The 21,264-nt window shown below is 44.4% G+C and carries 20 protein-coding genes and 1 pseudogene; 13 read left to right on the top strand and 8 right to left on the bottom strand.

The genetic code is table 11. From position 1 onward, the window contains the following. Positions 1-57 precede the first annotated feature (57 nt). Both ACT6PV_RS09420 and fabR read right to left on the bottom strand, forming a co-directional pair. Positions 58-1,074 (bottom strand): AI-2E family transporter, encoded by a 1,017-nt coding sequence (locus ACT6PV_RS09420; RefSeq protein WP_445116124.1) that lies wholly within the window; start codon positions 1,072-1,074, stop codon positions 58-60. Positions 1,075-1,390: 316 nt separating this feature from the next. Continuing rightward, on the bottom strand, positions 1,391-2,077 hold the full coding sequence (gene fabR, locus ACT6PV_RS09415; protein ID WP_445117082.1) for an HTH-type transcriptional repressor FabR: 687 nt from the start codon (positions 2,075-2,077) through the stop codon (positions 1,391-1,393). Between the two features lie 164 nt (positions 2,078-2,241). Between fabR and ACT6PV_RS09410 the strand changes: the two genes are divergently transcribed. After that, positions 2,242-3,309 (top strand): ferredoxin reductase, encoded by a 1,068-nt coding sequence (locus ACT6PV_RS09410; RefSeq protein ID WP_445116123.1) that lies wholly within the window; start codon positions 2,242-2,244, stop codon positions 3,307-3,309. A gap of 12 nt (positions 3,310-3,321) precedes the next feature. After that, the gene (locus ACT6PV_RS09405; RefSeq protein ID WP_445116122.1) at positions 3,322-4,416 is read left to right on the top strand and encodes a fatty acid desaturase family protein; all 1,095 of its coding nucleotides are present in this window, start codon (positions 3,322-3,324) and stop codon (positions 4,414-4,416) included. Positions 4,417-4,520: 104 nt separating this feature from the next. Here the strand turns inward: ACT6PV_RS09405 and ACT6PV_RS09400 are convergent, their stop codons facing one another. Both ACT6PV_RS09400 and ACT6PV_RS09395 read right to left on the bottom strand, forming a co-directional pair. After that, positions 4,521-5,288, bottom strand: coding sequence for a TSUP family transporter (locus tag ACT6PV_RS09400; protein ID WP_445116121.1), 768 nt, complete (start codon positions 5,286-5,288; stop codon positions 4,521-4,523). 244 nt (positions 5,289-5,532) lie between these two features. Continuing rightward, the gene (locus tag ACT6PV_RS09395) at positions 5,533-6,246 is read right to left on the bottom strand and encodes an SIMPL domain-containing protein (protein WP_445116120.1); all 714 of its coding nucleotides are present in this window, start codon (positions 6,244-6,246) and stop codon (positions 5,533-5,535) included. Positions 6,247-6,727: 481 nt separating this feature from the next. On the opposite strand from ACT6PV_RS09395, the gene ACT6PV_RS09390 reads away from it, so the two are divergent. Continuing rightward, complete coding sequence (locus ACT6PV_RS09390; protein WP_445116119.1) at positions 6,728-8,101, top strand: diaminobutyrate--2-oxoglutarate transaminase; 1,374 nt, start codon at positions 6,728-6,730, stop codon at positions 8,099-8,101. A 6-nt stretch (positions 8,102-8,107) separates the two neighbouring features. Beyond that, positions 8,108-9,637 carry a pyridoxal phosphate-dependent decarboxylase family protein gene (locus ACT6PV_RS09385; RefSeq protein WP_445117081.1) on the top strand — a complete coding sequence of 510 codons (1,530 nt, stop codon included), beginning with the start codon at positions 8,108-8,110 and terminating at the stop codon, positions 9,635-9,637. A 639-nt stretch (positions 9,638-10,276) separates the two neighbouring features. Here ACT6PV_RS09385 and ACT6PV_RS09380 read toward each other — a convergent pair. Next, on the bottom strand, positions 10,277-10,633 hold the full coding sequence (locus ACT6PV_RS09380; protein WP_445116118.1) for a hypothetical protein: 357 nt from the start codon (positions 10,631-10,633) through the stop codon (positions 10,277-10,279). 546 nt (positions 10,634-11,179) lie between these two features. Here ACT6PV_RS09380 and ACT6PV_RS09375 point away from each other — a divergent pair. From ACT6PV_RS09375 to sohB, 5 genes are all read left to right on the top strand, one after another. Next, positions 11,180-12,205: a substrate-binding domain-containing protein gene (locus ACT6PV_RS09375; protein ID WP_445116117.1), complete on the top strand. Its 1,026-nt coding sequence runs from the start codon at positions 11,180-11,182 to the stop codon at positions 12,203-12,205. A gap of 101 nt (positions 12,206-12,306) precedes the next feature. After that, positions 12,307-13,686: a phosphate ABC transporter permease subunit PstC gene (gene pstC / locus ACT6PV_RS09370; protein WP_445116116.1), complete on the top strand. Its 1,380-nt coding sequence runs from the start codon at positions 12,307-12,309 to the stop codon at positions 13,684-13,686. Further along, on the top strand, positions 13,683-15,077 hold the full coding sequence (pstA, locus tag ACT6PV_RS09365) for a phosphate ABC transporter permease PstA (protein ID WP_445116115.1): 1,395 nt from the start codon (positions 13,683-13,685) through the stop codon (positions 15,075-15,077). The genes pstC and pstA overlap by 4 nt, the downstream gene beginning before the upstream one ends. A 13-nt stretch (positions 15,078-15,090) precedes the next feature. Further along, a complete protein-coding gene (pstB, locus tag ACT6PV_RS09360; RefSeq protein ID WP_445116114.1) occupies positions 15,091-16,008 on the top strand; it encodes a phosphate ABC transporter ATP-binding protein PstB in 918 nt (305 codons plus the stop codon). Positions 16,009-16,257: 249 nt separating this feature from the next. Further along, positions 16,258-17,220 carry a protease SohB gene (gene sohB, locus ACT6PV_RS09355; protein ID WP_445116113.1) on the top strand — a complete coding sequence of 321 codons (963 nt, stop codon included), beginning with the start codon at positions 16,258-16,260 and terminating at the stop codon, positions 17,218-17,220. 108 nt (positions 17,221-17,328) lie between these two features. Here the strand turns inward: sohB and ACT6PV_RS09350 are convergent, their stop codons facing one another. Next, entirely contained in the window at positions 17,329-17,640 is a 312-nt protein-coding gene (locus ACT6PV_RS09350; RefSeq protein ID WP_445116112.1) for a hypothetical protein, read from the bottom strand. Positions 17,641-17,888: 248 nt separating this feature from the next. After that, a pseudogene (locus tag ACT6PV_RS09345) lies at positions 17,889-18,110 on the bottom strand (alkyl hydroperoxide reductase subunit F); the annotation flags it as partial. A gap of 227 nt (positions 18,111-18,337) precedes the next feature. Between ACT6PV_RS09345 and ACT6PV_RS09340 the strand changes: the two are divergent. The 4 genes from ACT6PV_RS09340 to ACT6PV_RS09325 all read left to right on the top strand — a co-directional run bounded on the left by ACT6PV_RS09340 (position 18,338) and on the right by ACT6PV_RS09325 (position 20,480). Then, positions 18,338-18,748, top strand: coding sequence for a roadblock/LC7 domain-containing protein (locus ACT6PV_RS09340; protein WP_445116111.1), 411 nt, complete (start codon positions 18,338-18,340; stop codon positions 18,746-18,748). Positions 18,749-19,103: 355 nt separating this feature from the next. Continuing rightward, positions 19,104-19,460 (top strand): roadblock/LC7 domain-containing protein, encoded by a 357-nt coding sequence (locus ACT6PV_RS09335; protein WP_445116110.1) that lies wholly within the window; start codon positions 19,104-19,106, stop codon positions 19,458-19,460. A gap of 125 nt (positions 19,461-19,585) precedes the next feature. Continuing rightward, entirely contained in the window at positions 19,586-19,804 is a 219-nt protein-coding gene (locus ACT6PV_RS09330) for a DUF1653 domain-containing protein (RefSeq protein ID WP_445116109.1), read from the top strand. A gap of 73 nt (positions 19,805-19,877) precedes the next feature. Beyond that, positions 19,878-20,480 (top strand): O-methyltransferase, encoded by a 603-nt coding sequence (locus ACT6PV_RS09325; RefSeq protein ID WP_445116108.1) that lies wholly within the window; start codon positions 19,878-19,880, stop codon positions 20,478-20,480. A gap of 169 nt (positions 20,481-20,649) precedes the next feature. Here the strand turns inward: ACT6PV_RS09325 and ACT6PV_RS09320 are convergent, their stop codons facing one another. Continuing rightward, a complete protein-coding gene (locus ACT6PV_RS09320) occupies positions 20,650-21,240 on the bottom strand; it encodes a TetR family transcriptional regulator (protein WP_445116107.1) in 591 nt (196 codons plus the stop codon). Between the last annotated feature and the right edge of the window lie 24 nt (positions 21,241-21,264).

Genomic DNA, 21,264 nt, shown 5'->3' with positions numbered 1-21,264 from the left:
GGACATTGTGCCGAATCTGAAGGGGTTTTTTATTGCGGGTGGGTCTGATATGACGGTCTATATCAGTTCCGCTTCTTTCAGTTCCAGTTTGATATAGGCATAAAAAATAGGCGCAACAATGAGTCCGGCCAACCCAAAAATTGCTTCAAACACCAGCATGGCCAGCAGCACTTCCCATGAATTGGCATGAATTTTTGTACCAATGATCCTGGCATTAATAAAATATTCCAGTTTGTGGATAAAAATAAGATAAATCAGTGCTATCCCTGCAAGCGTCACTGAAATGGTCAGCCCGGCAATGACAATCAGGGTATTGGAAATCAGATTGCCGACAATGGGGATCAGGCCAAAGACAAAGGTCAGTATGGTCAGTGTTTTGGCAAAAGGCAGCTGCACACCAAACAATGGTAATACGACATGGGCAAACAGCATAAACAGGACGGTGTTAATCACGGAGATTTTGAACTGGGCAAACACCACATTTTTAAAGGAGGTCGACAGATTTTCGATGCGTTTGATCAGCGCCGTTTTAAAGGCCGGATGGTCCGGATTGTGACGTAACTGATTGAGTGACACCAGAATCCCAATAATGATCCCGATCAGCATGGTGGCAAGATTATGCAGTAAATCACTGCCGGTATGTTTCAGTGTGGACAGATTATTTTTCAGGAAACCCAGGGTATGATCCTTCAGTTCAGTCAGACTATATGGAATAAAACCCGGAATATACTGGGCAATTTCCATCTGCAGTTTCTGCAGGGTCTGATCCATCTGATCACTGATGGCACCGACTCCCGCGCCCTGTAAATCATGCTGCACCAGCGACGTCAGCCCGGTCACGGCCAGCCCGATAAAGGTTATGATCAGAATGCCCAGTACGACACTGATAGTGATACGTGCCTGCTGGCCATCAATATATTTTTCAAGTATGGAACCAAGACTGTTAATAATTTCGTAGATCACAAAACCGGCAAAGAAACTGACCAGTAAATGCAGGGGAATCATCAGCAGCAAAAAGATAAACATCAGCAGATAGCTGGCGATAATCGCTTGTCGATCGTTCAGAATTTTCATGGATATTGACCTGGGCAGGCATCAGTATGTAAACATTGGTATAGGGAAGTGATTGTCACAACTCATCAATAAGCACTGTGAAGGCAGAATTATAGTCATATGAAGTCTGAACTTATCAGGTCTTTTTCTGGTGATGATCATTTCCGTTATCTTTATATGATGATTTGATAACAGGGTCTGTTGACATTTCGTCTATGCCTGCAGTATCAGCCATATCGGGTCTGAGTTTTGTCCGGACCAGTCCGTGGCCTGAACGGTAAAACAAAAACATGGAACATGAAAAAATATGAGTGGAAATGTTCAGAAACCGGAATGATTAATCATGGCCGGATTTCATATGCCGTGAACCTTCCAGCAACATACGAATCATGATGATGGTCTGTTTCGAAATTTCCCCGCGTTCATCTGAGGGCATATCAATTACCCGTGCCCCCATACTGAATACCAGCTGGGTAATGGCCCGGGCTACCAGTTCCGGGTGGACCAGCCGGCTGTTGTTCAGATGAGCCTGCTGTATCAGGTCTTCCTGTAATTCCTGCTGAAAATAATTCAGCTGATGGTCAACCGCCTGTTTATATGATTTGGAGCCGGTATAACCTTCACGGAGTAATAAACTTAAATTGCCTTCATCGGCATCCAGCTGTTCAATAAAAACTTCAACTGAAACCCGGACAATACTGTGTTTGCCAGACTTTGCCTTAAGGCGTGCCTGAGACAGAATCTGACGCAGCACCAGGCCGGAACGTTCAATCAGTTCAATTGCCAGTTCATCAATATCCCGGAAATGACGGTAAAAACTGTTGGGTGCAATGCCGGCTTCCCTGGCGACTTCCCTCAGACTTAAGGAGGCGATACTTTTCTGCGGACCAATCAGATGCAGCGCTGCCTGGAACAGTTCATCCCGGGTAATGGTTGCCTTTCTACCTGCAGTTCGTATAGGCGGCTGTTCCTGAATTATTGGGTTATATTCAGGTTCCAGGACATCGTGATCTGCATGGGGCATATGATTCATGGTTTCGGTTGACATGATTTAAGTTGATTCGTTTTCTTTGGAACAGTATAGCGGTTGCCATCACAGTTGTGAAATAAACAGATACAATCTGATCGTATATGCAATATATATACATGTGTATAATAATTAAAACACAGTGATATGGTGGTTGTTTCATGCAGGTTCTGGAAAAAATAAAGCGTCCTGTAGACCGGCTGATAGACGGCATTTATGACCAGACTACGGTCGATTTCTGGTTACAGCAAGTCAATCCGCTGTGGTCCGTGGGACAGGCCCTGGGAAAAATTGTCAAAAAAGAACATACAGCGGCGGATGTCGTTAGTCTGACCATTCAGTGCAACCGTAATTTCCAGCAGGGGCAGGCAGGTCAGCATCATCCGGTGATTGTGGAATATCAGGGACGTCGTTATGAGCGAACTTATAGTCTGACTCAGGTGGATTCCCGTCACGTGCTGCTGACGGTGAAAAAGGTCAGTCAGGGTATTGTCAGCAGTTGGCTGGTGGAACAGGCCAGACCGGGAGATATGATTGGATTTGGATCTCCTTATGGCGATATGCAGATTCCGGATGAAAATGCCCCCATGATATTGCTGGCTGCAGGCAGTGGGATTACCCCAATGTATAGTTTAATTCAGCAACTGATACAGACCGGTGAAATGAGCAGACGCCAGCTGCAATTGCTTTACTGGAGCAAAACCCGTGAAGATGCGGCATTTAGACATTGTTTTGAACAGCTTGCGGCGCAATATTCGTCTTTTAAATTTCAGGCATTTTATACCCGGGAGCTGAATGCAGATGCACGGTTGAATGAAACACATATCGCCGATATATCTCATCTGCCTGCAGCGATAGTTTATGCATGTGGTCCTGGCGGTTTTGTGGCAAGCGCGGAAACATTGTGTGCGCAGGCCGGGCAGCTTAAAACAGAAGCCTTCAGTCTGAACCCCGTGATATCGGCTGAAACAGGCTTTGTCAATATTACACTGACACAGTCCGGCAGGACGGTTGCAATTCCGGTTGGACAGTCCATTCTGGCAGGCCTTGAACAGCAGAATATTAAACCGCAGCATGGCTGCCGTATGGGTGTCTGTAATAAATGTGCATGCAATAAACGCCAGGGGGCGACCAGAAACCTGATTAATGGCAGTGAAAATACCGAACCCGGCAATCTGTTGAAACTCTGTGTTAACTCGGCTCAGTCTGACCTGATGATCGATCTTTAAGGAATTTAAGTCATGAATATGCCCCTGAAAGTTCAATATTTTAAAAATCCCAAAAATCGTGAATTGACCCAGCAGGAACTGGATGCACTGGCCACAGAGCTGGATGCGATTAAACAGGAAGTACTGGATGACCTGGGTGAAAAAGATGCCCGCTATATCCGGCGTGTTTATTCAGTGATCCGCTACAGCAGCATGCTGGGGCGGGCCTGTCTGTTTGCAGGCTGGTTTCCACCGGCCTGGTTACTGGGCACCGGGTTGCTGGGTTTCGCCAAAATTATGGAAAATATGGAACTGGGCCATAATGTCATGCATGGCCAGTATGACTGGATGAATGATCCGAAATTCAATGGACAGCAGTACGAATGGGACACCGTTGGCACCTCTGACAACTGGCGTCAGACGCATAACTACAGGCATCATACTTTTACCAACATCAAGGGTATGGATGATGACATTGGCTATGGTCTGCTGCGTCTGTTTCCGGAACAGCGCTGGAAACCCGGCTTTTTATTTCAGCCAGTTTACAGCATTCCTTTCTGTTTACTGTTTCAGTGGGGGGTGGCTGTTCAGAACCTGGAAATTGGCCTGTTGTTATACAAACGGAAAACCATGGCTGAGTTTATACAGCAATGGAAACCGGCGCAGAAGAAAATAGCGAAACAGCTATTTAAGGATTATGTGTTTTTCCCGCTGATTGCTGGTCCGGCAGCATTCCCGGTGTTTGCCGGGAATGTTGTGGCGAATGGCCTGCGGAATATATGGACATTCAGTATTATTTTCTGTGGCCATTTTACAAAGGATGTAGAAGTATTTCCAAAATCTGTGCTGAACAATGAAAGTCGCGGGCACTGGTATATGCGTCAGATCCGTGGCTCTTCAAATCTGACGGGCTCTGAGGCATTTCATATTTTAACAGGGCATTTAAGCCATCAGATTGAACATCATTTGTTTCCGGATATTCCTGCACGTCGTTACCGGAAAATGGCGCCAAAAGTAGAGGCCGTATGTCGCAAATATGGCATCAACTACAATAATGCAAGTCTGGTCAGACAATACGGTCAGGTATTGGGGCGGATTATCAAATATGCATTGCCATTCAAAAAATGATCAAATGTAAGTCACTATATTTTAGAAAGTCACTTTTGCATATAAAGTGACTTTCTGCTTCATATTCAAACCACGGAATGGCGACCCGCAAAAGACAGTCCACTTCAAAAAAACAGCGTGTATCCCATCCGGCCAATCAAAAAGATCAGCAGAATTAAAAATAGAATACGGATAAACCCACTGCCAAATTTCAAAGCAAATAAGGTTCCTGCAAAAGCCCCGGCGATGCTGCTCAGTACCATATAAAACCCGGTGCCCCACAGCACATGCCCTGCAGGTATAAAAAACAGCAATGCTGCTGTAAATGTTGCCATGTTGACCAGTTTTGCAGAGGCAACAGCATGCAGAAAATCGAAGGCAAAGATTCTGATAAATAAAAACAGTAAAAAACTACCGGAACCGGGACCAAACACACCATCATAAAAGCCAATGAGACCGCCCAGTATGATGCCTTTCAGAATCTCTTTTAGACCGGTCTGAAGCTGAGTATGAGTGCGGCCCATTTCCTTTTTTATAAAGGTATATACCGCCATGAAAATTAGCAGAAAAAACACGCAATATTGCATGAACTGCTTTGGAATCAGTGCTACGGAAAGTGCCCCGGCATAGGCACACAGAAAAGCAGAAAGCATGGTGGGCAGAATTAAGCCCCAGGGGATTTTCACCCGCTTGATATAGGCCAGTGCTGAAGATGTTGCACCGGCCAGCGCTGTAATTTTATTGGTACCGAAAATGGTGGCGAGGTTTGCAGCCGGATAGGCATACATCAGTGCCGGAACAACAATCAGGCCACCCCCTCCCACAGTTGCGTCAACAAAGCCCCCACAAAAAGCAAAGAAAATCAGTGAGAAATTGATGGGTTCTAAAAACATTTTTATATTGGTGATTGAGTCGTTTCAGGCGACGTTATCATGGAATGAACCATATTCATATGATTCATCAATAAAACAGTTTGCCAATTGCCCGTGGTTTGGGCATAGTGCCCGTTTCTAAGCCTGAACCTGTTTGGTTAAAGCGGGGGGATTGTGACTTCTAAAGATGGGGGATTAAAACCGGGAAAACCAGCATTATAAAAAACCGTGCCTCGGCACGGTTTCCGATGGGGATGAATTGTTTTTATTTAAACTGAATGGAGCCATTTGCAGTGACTGTAATGCTGGATTCACCTGCTGCAACATCCTGGGCAGGCGCCATTTCAGCAGTAGCGAACTTGGCCATGCTGGAACGCATCATGATCGGTTGTGGAGATGAGCTGTTGGTATTGATGTTCAGACTGACCAGCTGATAGGAAGATTTATTCCATGCCTGTGTCAGCAGCTGTGAGCGTTGCTGGAAGTTTTTTGAAGCTTCAACAATTAACTCATTTTCAACTTTTTTACGCTGTTCGTCAGATACCGTGAAATTAATTGATTGTGTCTGAAAATTCTGTTGTAACTCACTGATCAGCTGACTGGCGGCCTTAAAGTCCTTACTTTCAATCCGGACTTCGGCACGACCGCGCCATTCCTTCAGTTTACGATTGTCATTGTCATAAACCGGGTAGGTACTCTGCGCACCGGTTTCAACCTTTACCTTTGGATATTTGCTGGATGTGGCAATCGCCTGATTCATCAGCTGGCTGATCTGTGCTGCAAGTTCAGCAGGTTGCCGGTTGCTTTTTTCAATATATAACACCGCATGCATTTCATCATTGGACACCTGACGGGTCGCATCGGCCTGAACATTGGCAATATTGTAGTTTAAACTTTCAGTGGATGTGGTCTGTGCTGCAAAGGTCATGGTGCTGATTGCCGTACCTAAAAGAATGGATGAAAGGGCTGAATAACGCATGAGGATTTTCCTGTTGGATTTATTGTTGAATCTGTATGATTTCATACTGAAAATACTAAGCATAAGTACAGGATTGCTTTTGCAGAATTTGTGGTGCTTTTGTAATATTTTAATATGTTTTTGAAATACGTTTCTGTTTAAATCATGATGTATATCATTGTGTTGTGTATATTCTGGTCTGAGGAGGGCATTAATGTTCATTCAAATAAAAAAATCAGATAAAAAATCGGCTTTTCTTTGCTTTGTCACATAGTATGATGATAATTCTCATTTATGGCCGAATGCGCATTATTTTTAATCAACTGAACCTTGATAAGTACATAAAAGATATTTATTTTCTTGAAAAAAACTGTATCATCGCGCTTTTGGTTATGACTGTATTAATGACGTTCTGACCAGATGTTCAATTCAAGCACCGAGTCAAAGGACCGCAAGTCACCCGACTTATTTCTTCAACCCATATCAGAGATGGTAATTCGATATGAGCGTTTCTTCTGTAAGCCCTGCCATGAACTCTACTAACGAATACTACCTGACTCGCCAAAGTCAGATGGAATCCAATGTTCGTAGCTATCCACGTAAACTGCCACTGGCGATAGCAAAAGCTTCAGGATGCTGGGTTACCGATGTTGAAGGTACAGAGTACCTCGATTGTTTAGCTGGCGCAGGAACCCTGGCATTGGGCCATAATCATCCTGCTGTGATTCAGAGTATCCAGGAAACCCTGACCAGTGGTTTGCCATTGCATACCCTGGACTTAACCACACCTTTAAAGGATGCATTCACTGAAGCATTACTGGAACAGTTACCGGGTGGTAAAGAAGAATATTGTCTGCAATTCTGTGGTCCAACGGGTGCAGATGCAACGGAAGCCGCAATTAAGCTTGCAAAAACATATACCGGGCGCAGTTCGGTGATCAGTTTTTCCGGCGGTTATCATGGCATGACACATGGTGCCTTGGCCATGACCGGAAACCTGTCTGCCAAAAATGCAGTCAATGGTTTAATGCCGGGCGTACAGTTCATGCCGTACCCGCACGAGTACCGCTGCCCACTGGGTCTTGGGGGTGAAGCCGGTGTCGACGCGCTGACCTATTATTTTGAAAACTTCATTGAAGACGTGGAAAGTGGTGTCACCAAGCCTGCGGCAGTGATTCTTGAAGCGATTCAGGGAGAAGGCGGTGTGGTGACAGCACCGGATAAATGGTTGAAAAAAATCCGTGAAGTGACTGAAAAGCATAATATTGTACTGATTCTGGATGAAGTCCAGGCTGGTTTTGCCCGCTCAGGAAAAATGTTTGCCTTTGAACATGCCGGAATTGAACCGGATGTCGTGGTCATGTCAAAAGCTGTTGGTGGCAGTCTACCACTTGCCGTGCTTGGCATTAAGCGTAAGTTTGATGCATGGCAGCCTGCCGGACATACCGGGACTTTCCGTGGCAATCAGTTGGCCATGGGAACAGGCCTGGCAACCATTCAGACCATTCAGGAACAGAACCTTGCAAAAAATGCACAGGAACGTGGTGACTTTCTTCAGGCTGAACTGAAAAAGCTGACTGCTGAATTTCCATGTATCGGTCATGTCCGTGGCCGTGGTCTGATGATTGGCGTTGAGATTGTGGATGAGCGTCAGCAGGCTAATCATCTGGGAGCATATCCTGCTGATTCACAACTGGCGGCGGCCATTCAGACAGCCTGCTTCGACAATAAATTACTGCTGGAAAAAGGCGGTCGTGGGGGTACGGTGATCCGTTTGCTGTGTCCACTGATCATTCAGCAGGATGAATGTGTAGAAGTCATTGTTCGCTTTAAAAAAGCAATTGCTGAAGCTTTAGTTGCAGTGCGGGGCGCATAATATATGGTGGATTTTGCAGAACATCGTAAAGCATTACTCTGCAATGATGCTGAATCCATTGCTGACTATCAGGCAGCAATGGATGAGGCGGTAAAAGCCGTTTCAGCATGGTTGCAGAATGATCAGATGTATACCGGAGGGAGCATTAAGGAGCTGCGTAAGGCAATTTCCTTCAATCCTTCCCGGGACGGTCTGGGTGTACAGAAGTCACTTGAACGAATGGTTGAGCTTTTTCTGAATAAAAGCCTCAAAGTTCATCATCCGCATTCACTGGCACATTTACACTGTCCGACTATGGTGATAAGTCAGATTGCTGAAGTACTGATTAATGCCACCAACCAGTCAATGGATTCGTGGGACCAGAGCCCGGCTGGCTCACTGATGGAAGTCCAGCTGATTGACTGGCTGCGTCAGAAAGTGGGTTATGGTGCGGGTCAGGCAGGGGTATTTACTTCGGGTGGCACACAGTCCAACCTGATGGGCGTACTGCTTGCGCGCGATGCATGTATTGCAAAGCACTGGAAAGATGAAAATAACAATCCGTGGTCTGTGCAGCGTGAAGGCATTCCTGCGGATGCCATGAAGAACGTCAAAGTCATCTGTTCTGAAAATGCGCATTTTTCTGTGCAGAAGAACATGGCCATGATGGGGATGGGCTTCCAGTCCGTAGTGACGGTTCCTGTCAATGACAATGCGCAAATGGATGTTGATGCACTGGAAAAAACCATGGCACATCTTCAGTCTGAAGGTAAGATTGTGGCTTGTGTGGTGGCGACTGCCGGTACAACAGACGCAGGGGCCATTGATCCACTGAAGAAAATCCGTGAAATTACCACCAGATATGGTTCATGGATGCATGTTGATGCTGCCTGGGGTGGTGCGTTGGTTCTTTCCACTGACCATCGTGCAATGCTGGATGGTATTGAGCTGTCAGATTCCATTACCCTGGATTTCCATAAGCATTATTTTCAGAGCATCAGCTGTGGTGCTTTCCTGCTGAAAGACGAAGCGAATTATCGTTTTATGCATTATGAAGCAGAATATCTGAATTCTGCCTATGATGAAGAACATGGTGTACCCAACCTGGTGTCCAAATCATTACAGACAACCCGTCGTTTTGATGCATTGAAATTGTGGATGACGGTTGAGGCGCTCGGTGAAGAATTGTATGGTTCAATGATTGACCACGGTGTAAAGTTAACACGGGACGTTGCTGATTATATTCAGGCAACGGATGGTCTTGAATTACTGGTTGAACCGCAGTTTGCCTCAGTTTTATTCCGTGTGGTGCCCGAAGGTTATCCGGCTGAGCTGCTGGATACACTGAATCAGAATGTTGCCGATGAACTGTTTGCCCGTGGTGAAGCCAATATTGGTGTGACCCGGGTCGGCCGTGTTCAGTCACTGAAAATGACAACACTCAGTCCGGTGGTTACCGTGGATAACGTCAAAAACCTTCTCAGGCTGGTATTGGAAGAAGCAGAACGGATCAAGGGACCCATTCAGCAAGGGACTTATACACCGGCAATTGATTAAATTCAGCCATTGGATAAGTGGAAAAAGAGGTCCGTTCAGGGCCTCTTTTTTATGACGTATTTATTTCTTTTCATTTATTTCTATAGTCAAACCACCCAATTATTAATACACGTGATTTGATTCAAATTATTGATTAAAAACGAAACTTATATTTTTATATGAATTTTTAGAAACTATTGGTTATCGATTAGTTTTTTGTACTCTTGAATCATAGATGGTTGTCCTACCGTGGGGCGACATGGATGTCGCCGTTGGGCGGACTTGCGCTGCCTTCAAAGCAATGCTTTATAGTTGCTCAGGATGTGCCCCTCGCCCAACATGAGCAAAAACAAAGCACAGCTTTGTTTGCAGCGCAAGGTTTGGCATCCCCTGCGAAAAGTGAGGCATCACCTACGCAAACTTATTCAAACTTTCAAAGCAAAATGTGGCAATGAAAGCTTTTTTATAATCAAACAACTCATTTTCTTATGCAATTGATTTAATTTAAGAAGATGTATGCTGAAGAGCGATTAAAGGCAGAGGTCATTCAGGAGGCGATGGCAAAAAAGTGGGGAAGCCATCCTGCCGGCGTCAGATGGTTTAGTAGCCCCCCTCGGAGCAGGCCTGAAATGGGATGAAGATATCAGATGTGGATGATGATTAACGATAATAATCGTTCAGCATTTTACTGAAACTGATTAGAAATGAACTGAGAATGATCAGGATCATGGAAAAACTACAGCAGAAAAAAATGATTTTCTGGTAGTTCTGATGACAACTGTCCATCAACGGCAGATAAAAGACATGATACATGGAACGTAAAGTCTGTAAAATTAAAATGCTCAGTGAAATAAAGCTGCAACTGATCAGCAGGTTCTGCAAAATGAAATAATGCGATGCCTGATGCATGAGTACGTAAATGATCAGGGCACTGACACTGATCAGCAGGGTGATGGTACCTGTGGTACCAATCATTTTTAAAAATGTCTTATGCCATTCTTCACGCTTTAGGGTCATGGGCAGTTTATCTTCAGGGGTTTTAAATGGAGAAGTTTTTAGTGGATGGCTTATCTATTTCTATCTAATGGGGAATTTAAAATACCGGACAATCAGATACTGATCATTGTGTGGTATTGCCGATGGTACATTGTGACAGTATGGTGCAGGGTAGGTAACAGTGTGCTAATCATAAAACATCCGGTGATTTTCTGGTAATCCTCGGCGGCCCTGGCGATGGTTCGGGGGCTACTCGATCTGATGGTCGTATATTTTTTGTATAATATTTGATCATTTATTGACTCATACTTATGACAATAAAATGAAATATTACAATTTCAATAAAAGAGACGGGATTTAAACATATTTTTAAACAGTGGATGACATACTGAATTTTAAGGAATTTTAATTAAATCAATTGCAAATCATCAACAATCATCAAAGAGTCATCAAATTGTAACTTATTTGTCATATTTTAAAATCAAAATGCAATTAGCCGAAAAGTACAATACGACCTGTTCGCGTACTTTTTAGAATTATAAGCTTATTCAGTTAAGAGAGAAAAGAATGCGCTCAAATCACATCGCACTTGCTTTAGCCGTTTTTGGGGCAGCTGTAGCAACTACTGCAAATGCAGCTCGTGACACCATCCAGATCGCGGGTTCTTCAACCGTACTTCCATACGCAAGTATTGTTGCTGAAGAATTCGGCAACACTTTCCCGCAGTTTAAGGCACCTGTTGTGGGTTCCGGTGGTAGTTCTGCTGGTTTGAAGCAATTCTGTTCAGGTGTTGGCGATAATACCATTGATATCGCGAATGCTTCCCGTAAAATTAAGGATACTGAAATTGCAGCTTGTAAAAAAGCAGGCGTTAACCAGATCCAGGAAATTAAAATTGGTTATGACGGTATCGTATTTGCATCCAATGCCAATAAAGCTGCTTATAAATTAAAGCCATCCCATGTGTTTGCAGCGCTTGCAGCTGAACTGCCATCCAAAGGTAAATTGGTACCAAACCCATATACTCGTTGGAATCAGATTGATAAATCACTGCCGAATGAGCCAATTACCCTGGTGATTCCTGCATCTAACCACGGTACGCGTGAAGTGTTCCAGGAAAAAATGATTGATGCCGGTTGTGAATCTTATGAATACTTTAAGGCCCTGGACAAAGATGCTCAGAAGAAAGCATGTTCAACTTTCCGTAAAGACGGGAAGGTGATTGAAATTGCCGGTGACTATACTGAAACCCTGGCACGTCTGAAAACTGCACCAAGCGCAGTTGGCGTATTTGGTCTTGGCTTCTATGATCAGAACCGTGACAAGTTACGTGTGGCAACTGTAAATAACGTTGCTCCTTCTGAACAGACTGTACTGAATGGCACATATCCTGTTTCCCGTCCATTGTTTTTCTATGTGAAAGGCGAACATTTAAAATCAATTAAGGGTTTACCTGAATATACTGAATACTTCCTGAGCAAGAAAGTATCAGGTAAGGGTTCCAAATTGGATAAAGCTGGTTTGATTTCACTTTCTGACTCAGAACGTGCACAGATCCTGGCTGCGTTCAAAGCTGGTAAAGCATTGAAATAATCCGATGAGATGTGAGGCTGATGGTGGGAAACTGCCATCGGCCTTTTTTGCTAAGTAAAGTTTATTTCCAGGTAAACCGCTGGAGAAACGGTGGAGAGTACATGAATCTGCTACTTATTGGCGTGTTGTTAGCCCTTGTGGCCATTGCATATCAAATTGGGCTACGCAAAAGCCGAAGCTTGGCAGGTAAGGGACATAATTCTGCTGCATTGCATTCACGTCCAGGTTATTACGGGGCATTGGTTGCACTGTGGTGTGGTATCCCTGCTTTTTTAATTTTAATGGTCTGGAATCTGGTTGAACCGAATATTTTAAAACAACTGATCCTGAATCATGTTCCGGCCTCTGTTGCTGCATCTGCGGATCAGGCAGGTCTTCAGGTATTGGTTGAACGTATCAAGGCGATTGCTTCCGGATTTGGTGTCAGTGATCAGCCACAAGCCTATGAAGTGGCCGCTGCGGCAGAACTGAAAAAATTTCAGACCATTGGTTCATTTGCAAAATTTGCAGTGGTGGTTTGTGCTGCGTTACTGGGCCTGGTATGGGCGAAAAAACGTGTCGGTCAGAAATATCGGGCGCGTAACCAGGTGGAAAAAGTTATTAATGTCAGTCTGATTCTGTGTTCGGGTGTGGCAATTCTGACCACAATCGGGATCGTGATGTCCATGTTCAGTGAAGCAATGCGCTTCTTTAACTTTGTCAGTCCGGCCGATTTCTTTTTTGGAACTGAATGGAATCCCGGTTTCAGTACATCGGGTAGTGCAGAAGGCAGCTATGGTTTACTCCCTTTATTATGGGGTACGCTCATGGTCAGTATTATTGCTCTGCTGGTTGCCGTTCCAGTTGGATTGATGATTGCCATTTATCTGGCAGAATACGCTTCTTCACGTCTCAGATCGTGGGCAAAACCGGTGATTGAAGTGCTTGCCGGTATCCCAACCATTGTTTATGGCGTATTTGCCCTGATGGTCATTGGTCCTTTCTTTAAAATGGTCGGTGATTCAATCGGACTGCATATAAATGCGACAAGTGCCCTGACCGCCGGCTTTGTCATGGGAATTATGATTATCCCATTTGTTTCCTCCCTGTCAGATGACATTATCACTCAGGTACCACGCTCGTTGCGTGACGGTTCGCTTGGGTTGGGCGCAACCAAATCGGAAACCATCCGCCGTGTGGTCATGCCGGCTGCATTACCCGGAGTTATCGGTGCATTTCTCCTTGCGGCCTCACGTGCCATTGGTGAAACCATGATTGTGGTACTTGCCGCAGGGAATAGTCCCTTGCTTCATGTCAACCCGCTTGAAGCGGTCTCGACAGTGACTGTCACCATTGTGAATCAGCTGACCGGGGATACCGACTTTGCAAGCCCGCAGGCGCTGGTTGCCTTTGCACTTGGTCTGACGCTGTTTGTCATTACGCTGGGCTTAAACATTGTGGCACTTTATATTGTGCGTAAATATCGGGAGCAGTATGAATGAGTACATCAAACACCTCTCCTGTGGATCAAAACGTATTCGATCCCCGTGTTGCAGCCGAGTTGCGTGAAAAACGTAAGGCAAAAATCAAAAGCTCACTGGCAAAACGCCATCGGACTGAAAAAAGTTTTCGTTTCTTTGGTTTTTCTGCGGTTGTTATCGGTCTGGCGTTCGTTGCACTGTTGTTTGGCAGTATTCTGTATAAGGGATTGCCGGCATTCTGGCAAGCCAGTATGAAAGTGCCGGTCTATTTTGACCCGCAAATTATTGATGCCGGTGCAAAACCTGTGCAGAGTGCAGGGGAAAGTCCTGCACATTATCAGGAGCGTTATATTGCCTGGCAAACTAAAATGGGCATGGTGGACTGGGATGCACTGATCGTCAATGCGCTGATTGCAAAAGATCCCGCACTGGCGGACAAGCGTGATGATCTTGGCAGTCTGTATACCAGTTCAGAAGCGTATCGCTTGCGTGATATGGTCTTTAAAAATCCATCATTGATCGGTAAGAAAGAAGACATTAAATTTCTTGCAGATGCCAATGTTGATGTCTGGCTTACAGGCAATATTGACCGCAGTTTACCGGATGAGCAGCAACAACTGAGTCCTGAAATCCGTCAGCTGGCGGACAGTCTCAAGGCAAATGGTATTATTGAACGTACCTTTAACACACAGTTGTTTTTCAATCCTGACTCACGCAGCTCACCTGCAACAGCAGGCCTGGCCGGGGCATTCATGGGTTCATTATTCATGATGCTGATTGTGATTTTTATCTCAATTCCAATTGGGGTGGCCAGTGCGGTTTATCTGGAAGAGTTTGCAAAACAGAACTGGCTGACTGACGTGATTGAGGTTAATATTAATAACCTGGCTGCTGTACCGTCCATTGTATTTGGTTTGCTGGGTGCTTCAATTTTTATCGGCTGGATGCATCTGCCGATTTCAGCGCCGCTGGTCGGTGGTCTGGTGCTCAGTTTAATGACCCTGCCAACGGTGATTATTACCACGCGCGCCTCACTGAAAGCAGTGCCACCATCCATCCGTCAGGCTGCGCTGGGTCTGGGAGCATCCCGGGTACAAACCGTTTTTCATCATGTTTTACCATTAGCCTTACCGGGTATTCTGACTGGTGCCATTATTGGTGTTGCTCAGGCGTTGGGTGAAACTGCACCTTTACTGCTGATTGGTATGAGTGCGTTTGTTGCAAATATTCCTTCGTCTCCACTGGATCAGTCAACGGCACTGCCTGTACAGATTTTCCTGTGGCAGGGCAATGAATTGCGTAACTTCTTTGAAGGCCGTACTGCTGCAGCCATTATTGTGTTGCTTGCACTGATGATTGGATTAAACAGTCTTGCGATCTGGTTACGTAAGAAATTTGAAGTGCGCTGGTAATTGAGGGCAGGATATGAGTAGTATTGAAACCAAGAATTCCTTAGAAAAGGATAAAGCCGTGAATCAAGATCACACACAATTTACGTCTGCAAATGCAGAACAAAAGCGTCAGGGCAGTTCATTTGTCTCCTCTCAGTTTGAGTCAAATGCATCTTCAAAAAAAGAAAAAAACAGCACGGTGAAATTAAGTGCGGAAGATGTGCATGTCTATTATGGCGATGCTGAAGCCATTAAGGGTATTGATCTTCAGGTTTATGAAAATGAAGTGATTGCATTTATTGGACCATCCGGTTGTGGTAAATCCACATTTCTGCGGACTTTAAACCGTATGAACGATACCATTGACAGCTGCCGGGTCACCGGGAAGGTTACCCTGGATAATCAGGATATTTATGATCCGAGTCTGGATGTCGTGTTGTTGCGTGCGCAGGTAGGTATGGTTTTTCAGAAGCCAAACCCATTCCCAAAATCCATTTTTGAAAATGTTGCCTATGGTCCTAAACTGCATGGCTTGGCCCGTGATAAATATGACCTGGAAGAGATTGTTGAAAACAGTCTGCGCAAGGCCGGGTTATGGGATGAAGTCAAGGACCGTCTGAGTCAGCCGGGAACAGGACTTTCAGGTGGGCAGCAGCAGCGTCTGTGTATTGCACGGACCATTGCTGTCAGTCCTGAAGTGATTCTGATGGATGAGCCGTGTTCTGCCCTTGATCCGATTGCAACAGCAAAGGTGGAAGAGCTGATTTCCGAGCTATCCAATCAATATACCATTGCCATTGTAACGCACTCCATGCAACAGGCGGCACGTGTCTCTGACCGGACTGCTTATTTCCATCTGGGTGATTTAATTGAAGTCAATGCAACGGAAAAAGTTTTTACTCAGCCGGATCATCAGTTAACTGAGGCGTATATTACCGGTCGTTTTGGTTAATCCGACAGATCAATTTTAAAAGGGCCTACGGGCTCTTTTTCTTTGCATATTGATCCGGTGGTTATAGTCGTGTGATTGTTACAATCTGTCATTTTATGGCATGGACAGCATTCGATGATTTCCTTTAAAGACAGAAACCATGATGGTACCAGCGAGCAGAATGGTTATTATTTTCAAAAGGGATATTGAAATTTTAAACGATTGACCGCATGTTAAGGGGGAAGGTCCGACCCTGAGAGATATCAACCTATGTTATTCCACCTGCCTAAATTACCAGCAGAAATCCGGATCAGTCATTTGAATGCACGGATGAATGAGCAAAGAAAACGGATTGCACAGAGTACTGCAACGAAATTTGAACTGTTACAGCTAAGTCAGCAATTTATCAAAGAGGCACGTGCCCGTAAAAAGAAAAATGAGAAAATTTATGTACTGGATTTCAAGGGAGATGTTCAGGCATCTGCTGTCGAAAACTTACGTGAAGAAATTACGCTGATTCTGGCAACAGCCAGGGCAGGGCGCGACCAGGTCGTACTTCGTCTGGAAAGTCCGGGTGGAATGGTACATGGCTATGGTTTGGCGGCGGCACAATTGGTACGTCTGCGGGATGCCGGATTCCATTTGACGATTTGTGTTGATAAGGTTGCCGCAAGTGGTGGTTACATGATGGCCTGTATAGGCAGTGAAATCATTTCTGCACCGTTTGCGATTGTCGGATCAATTGGTGTGATCGCACAACTTCCCAATTTTAACCGTTTGCTGAAAGAGCATCATGTGGATTTTGAACTGTATACCGCAGGACAATTCAAACGGACTGTGACCATGTTTGGTGAAAACACTCTGGAAGGGAAGGCTAAGTTTGAGGAAGAATTACAACAGACGCACATGCTGTTTAAACATTTTGTGGAGAAGTATCGTCCTCAGCTGAATGTCGAAAAAGTGGCAACCGGTGAACACTGGTACGGTCAGGACGCCATGAATCTAAACCTGGTGGATCAGTTAAGAACGTCAGATGAATATTTACAGGGATTATTGTCCCAGCATGATGTGTATCTGATTCAGACCCGCCGTAAACCGACATTGGGTGAAAAACTGGGTTTACAGGCTGCACAGATGGCAGACTCGCTGTTACCCTCGGTGGTCAATAAAATCGTGGATGGGCTGGCAAAAGCCAATTCATCACTGGTCCAGTTGCGGGATCCGAAACTTTAGTTGTTGTTATGTATTGCCAGATACAGCTGAAACCTGAAATACGGGATTGTACTGTTGATGGGCTGAACCCAGGTTCAGTCCATCAGGTTTGTGGTCAGCAAAAATGACTTAATGTGCTGCTGCTTCCTTCACATGCTGAGCACCATCTTCAACAGCACCGGCCACAGTTGCCGTTGCATCTTTTGCTGCCCCGACAGTTGCATCTGCAGCTTTTGCTGTGGCGCTTGCAGCCTGGTCAGCAGCTGTTGCTGTAGCACTGGCTGCATCCTGTACCGCATCATGCACATCATGTCCGGCCTGAGTTGCAGCATTTTCTATATGTTCGCCGGTAGTCGCACCGGTTTCAGGTGTTTTCGCCTTATTACAACCCACCAGTACAACTGTTGCAGTTAATCCTAAAACCACAAGTAATTTATGCATTATATTGATCCTTTACGAAGTTGATTATTGCAAATCCATAGCATATGGATACTGAAATATAACCATAATTTGCACTGAAATGTAAGACATCCGATTTTTTCAGAATACTTTTACTGTATCGGTGGCTGTATACACAGGATTGATGAAGATGATGCATGCCTCTGGCCGAGGTATTGAGACAGATGAATTGAATATAAAAATTCCTGTTATTAGCTGATGATAGCGGGGTGTTGTGATGACGGGAAGTCTTAGCTGCCTGAGCGAATAATATAATCGAATACAGACAGCGACGCCAGGGCTCCCTTACCGGCAGTAATGATGATCTGCTTACGGCACCGTGATATAGCCGCCCGCAGCAAATACCCCTTCACACTGGTTTCATTGCGGTCATTCACCACAATCTCATTGCACCCGGAAAGCTCAACCGCACCCGACTTTAGAAACCCAGTGTCCGGCAGTAGAGCGATTCGGAATGATGGATTTAAGTGCTGGCATTATTGAGTATGATTAATCAGTCATTTAGGAAATCTATTTAATTGAAATTTAATCAAAAAAAATCAATAAAAGGTGTTAATTTACTTATTTGCCCTGTAAAATGCGACACATATCATATTCTTTGATGATAGGTTTGATAACTGAGTCATATTTTTCATGTTACAGGCCTGAAAAATCAGATGGAGCATAATAGGGGAAAGCAATGTCAGAGATCAATTTATCAAGAAAAATGCCCGATGATTATGTCAGATTTGGTGAACAGCAGATCCGGCAGCTATTAAATACGGTTCCTGGCATTGAATTTATTATGTTGTGTACATCTGATGGTTTTGAAATTGCCCAGGCCAGTAAGAAAACGGTGAACAATGCCGGAAAAATTGCAGCAGTCAGCAGTTCAATCCTGGCGATGGTTTCTGCATTTATTGCCGAAATTAATCTGAACGGTTGTCAGACCATTACCCTGGATGCTGAAAATGGCAAAGCCATTCTGACTGCAATTCCGCGTGCTCAGTATCCATTGGTGATGGTTGCCGTCACGTCAAGGGAAATTCTGCTCGGTCATATGTTATATGAAACGAAAATCACAGCGGACACATTATTGAAATACGCATGATTCATGCAAATAGAATACTAAATAATCGACTAATCTATTGAAATTTTGTGTGAAATATGCCAAATTTTAATAAATCTGTTAACTTTAACACATATTATAGTCAATAAGATTTTGTCCATCGCATTATCTGCATCATGGGTATTGCTAAGGATGAACAGAAACTGAACAATATTATGGCCCGGTCTGCTTCAGAAATTGATCGATCAGCCAGACCATGAATTTTCAGCATTCGGGGCGCGGAAGAAAAGTGATTGATTCTTACTCTTCCCGAATAACAGAGTAATGAATTCTGGCAGGCAAAAGCATTGCCATCCGGAATTAAACAATAATTTTTTAACATTCAATGGGGAATCTCATGGCACGTATTACACTTGATCAATTGGTTGATATTGATGGTTTTATCTGTGCGGCATTGGTGGACAGTGAAAGTGGTTTGTCACTGGCAACGATCGGTAGCGGAATGGACCTTGAACTGGCAGCAGCAGGCAATACGGAAGTTGTCCGTGCGAAACGTAAAGTTGCCAAAGCATTACAACTGAATGATGGAATTGAAGATATTCTGATTACCCTGGGTAAGCAATATCACCTGATCCGTCCACTGGATTCAAATGAAAACCTTTTTCTTTATCTGGTACTGGATCGCTCAAGATCAAATCTTGCGATGTCCCGTCATGAACTGAAAGCATTTGAAAAAGAGCTGGATTTTTCTTAATCCTGCCACTGAATGAGACCCGCCGCAGTGTGATCTGACACCCGGCGGGTTTTTTATGTCTGTTGATTTTCCCGATGGTATTGTTATCTTAAGATCAGACTTTATTATTATTTTTGGTAATACATATGTTGAAACCCGGGATCTATCAACATTATAAGGGGCAGCTATATCAGGTGTTCAGTGTGGCAAGGCACAGTGAAACCAATGATAAACTGGTGGTATATCAATGTTTATATGGTGATTATTCACTCTGGGTCAGGCCGCTGGAAATGTTCCAGGAGTATGTCCGGCTGGAAAATGGTGACATTGTGCCAAGATTTAAATTGATTCAGCAGCTTGTGTAACAATAATTGTCACTGTACTGACTAAATGTATGGGCATAATGAGGGAGCATTCACGATTTAACGGATAATTGAAATGAGTCTGAGTTCTGACTTTTTACACCGTATAAATGATTTGTATCAAAGCTTTATTAAGTATGATGCGACGCAATGTGACCGGATCAATCGTTATCGTAATATTGAGCCGGAATCAGCCTATTACCTGGCCATGCTGATCAGGGTGCAGCGCTCCAGTAGAATTCTTGAAATCGGGACCTCCACTGGGCATGCCACCTTATGGCTGGCTGATGCTGCTCAGGAGACGGGGGGACATATAACCACACTTGAAATTAATCCGAAACGGACTGAGCAGGCGAAACGCTTTGCCAGAGAGCTGAATGTTGATCATGTGATTGATTTCTGGGTTGGAGATGCCGTGGATTTTCTGTCCAGTGCCAATCAGCAATATGACCTGATTCTACTGGATGCTGAACGCAGTGCCTACCTGAAATACTGGGAGTCTTTACAGCATCTGATTAATCCCTGTGGTGGCGTATTAATTGTGGATAATGCCATTTCACATTCGGCGGAAGTGCAGTGTCTGATACAACAAATCAAAAAAGATATACGTTTTATGACCACAACACTGGCACTCGGTTCCGGGTTGTTTATGGTCACTTTTAAGGACCAGCATCCATAACCGGCAATACGGGTAGCGGTTTTCCGGTTTTATCTGTGGAACAGGGCAATGACAGGATGCAGCAAGGCAGATTGGCATGGGAATGCATTTAAAGTGAAATGCAGATTTGCAACAGTGACAAATGAACTGGCTTTGTCATTACATTGTAGTTGTTTGCTGAACATAAGAATTACGGCTGCTGTGAGGTTTCGTTCTGAATCAGAATTCTGAGATGATGATAAAAGAAATCAGTACCCATGCCTGGAATTTCCAGATTATAAATGGTTTCCAGACCACAGGAGATGGCCATCAGCCGCCAGGCAATATCCTGAGTTTTATTGGCATCAAATTGATGAACGCCGGCTTCCAGCCCTGAGTTCAGCACGTCCATGATGGTGGTGTGCCATAGCTGAATGGCTTCCTGGTAGGCTTTTTTAAGTACCGGGTCTGTATCCCTGACATTTTCAGCATCATTCCATAGTTTTAAATAGGGTTGTTCATCGGTACTTTCTTCAAAACCGAGCACATACACCAGTAATTCAAAATATTCCCGGTTTTTCTCCTGCTTGCTCAGATCCAGGTTAAAGCGGACCAGTTCCAGGAAAACTTCTGCTTTCAGGGCGGAAACAGAACCAAAATGATGATGGATCTGACCTGTGGAAATCTCAGCTGTTGCAGCCAGATGCCGGACAGTTAAGGCATTCAGACCTTCATTTAACACAATCTCCTTTGCAAACTGCATGATCTGAGATTTACGTTCTGTTTTGTTTAAATAGCTCATTGACACCACTCAGGACATTATTTT

The sequence above is a fragment of the Acinetobacter sp. WZC-1 genome (assembly GCF_052544965.1).
The sequence above is the reverse complement of the archived record's forward strand: the minus strand, read 5'-3'. Positions and strand labels throughout refer to the sequence as shown.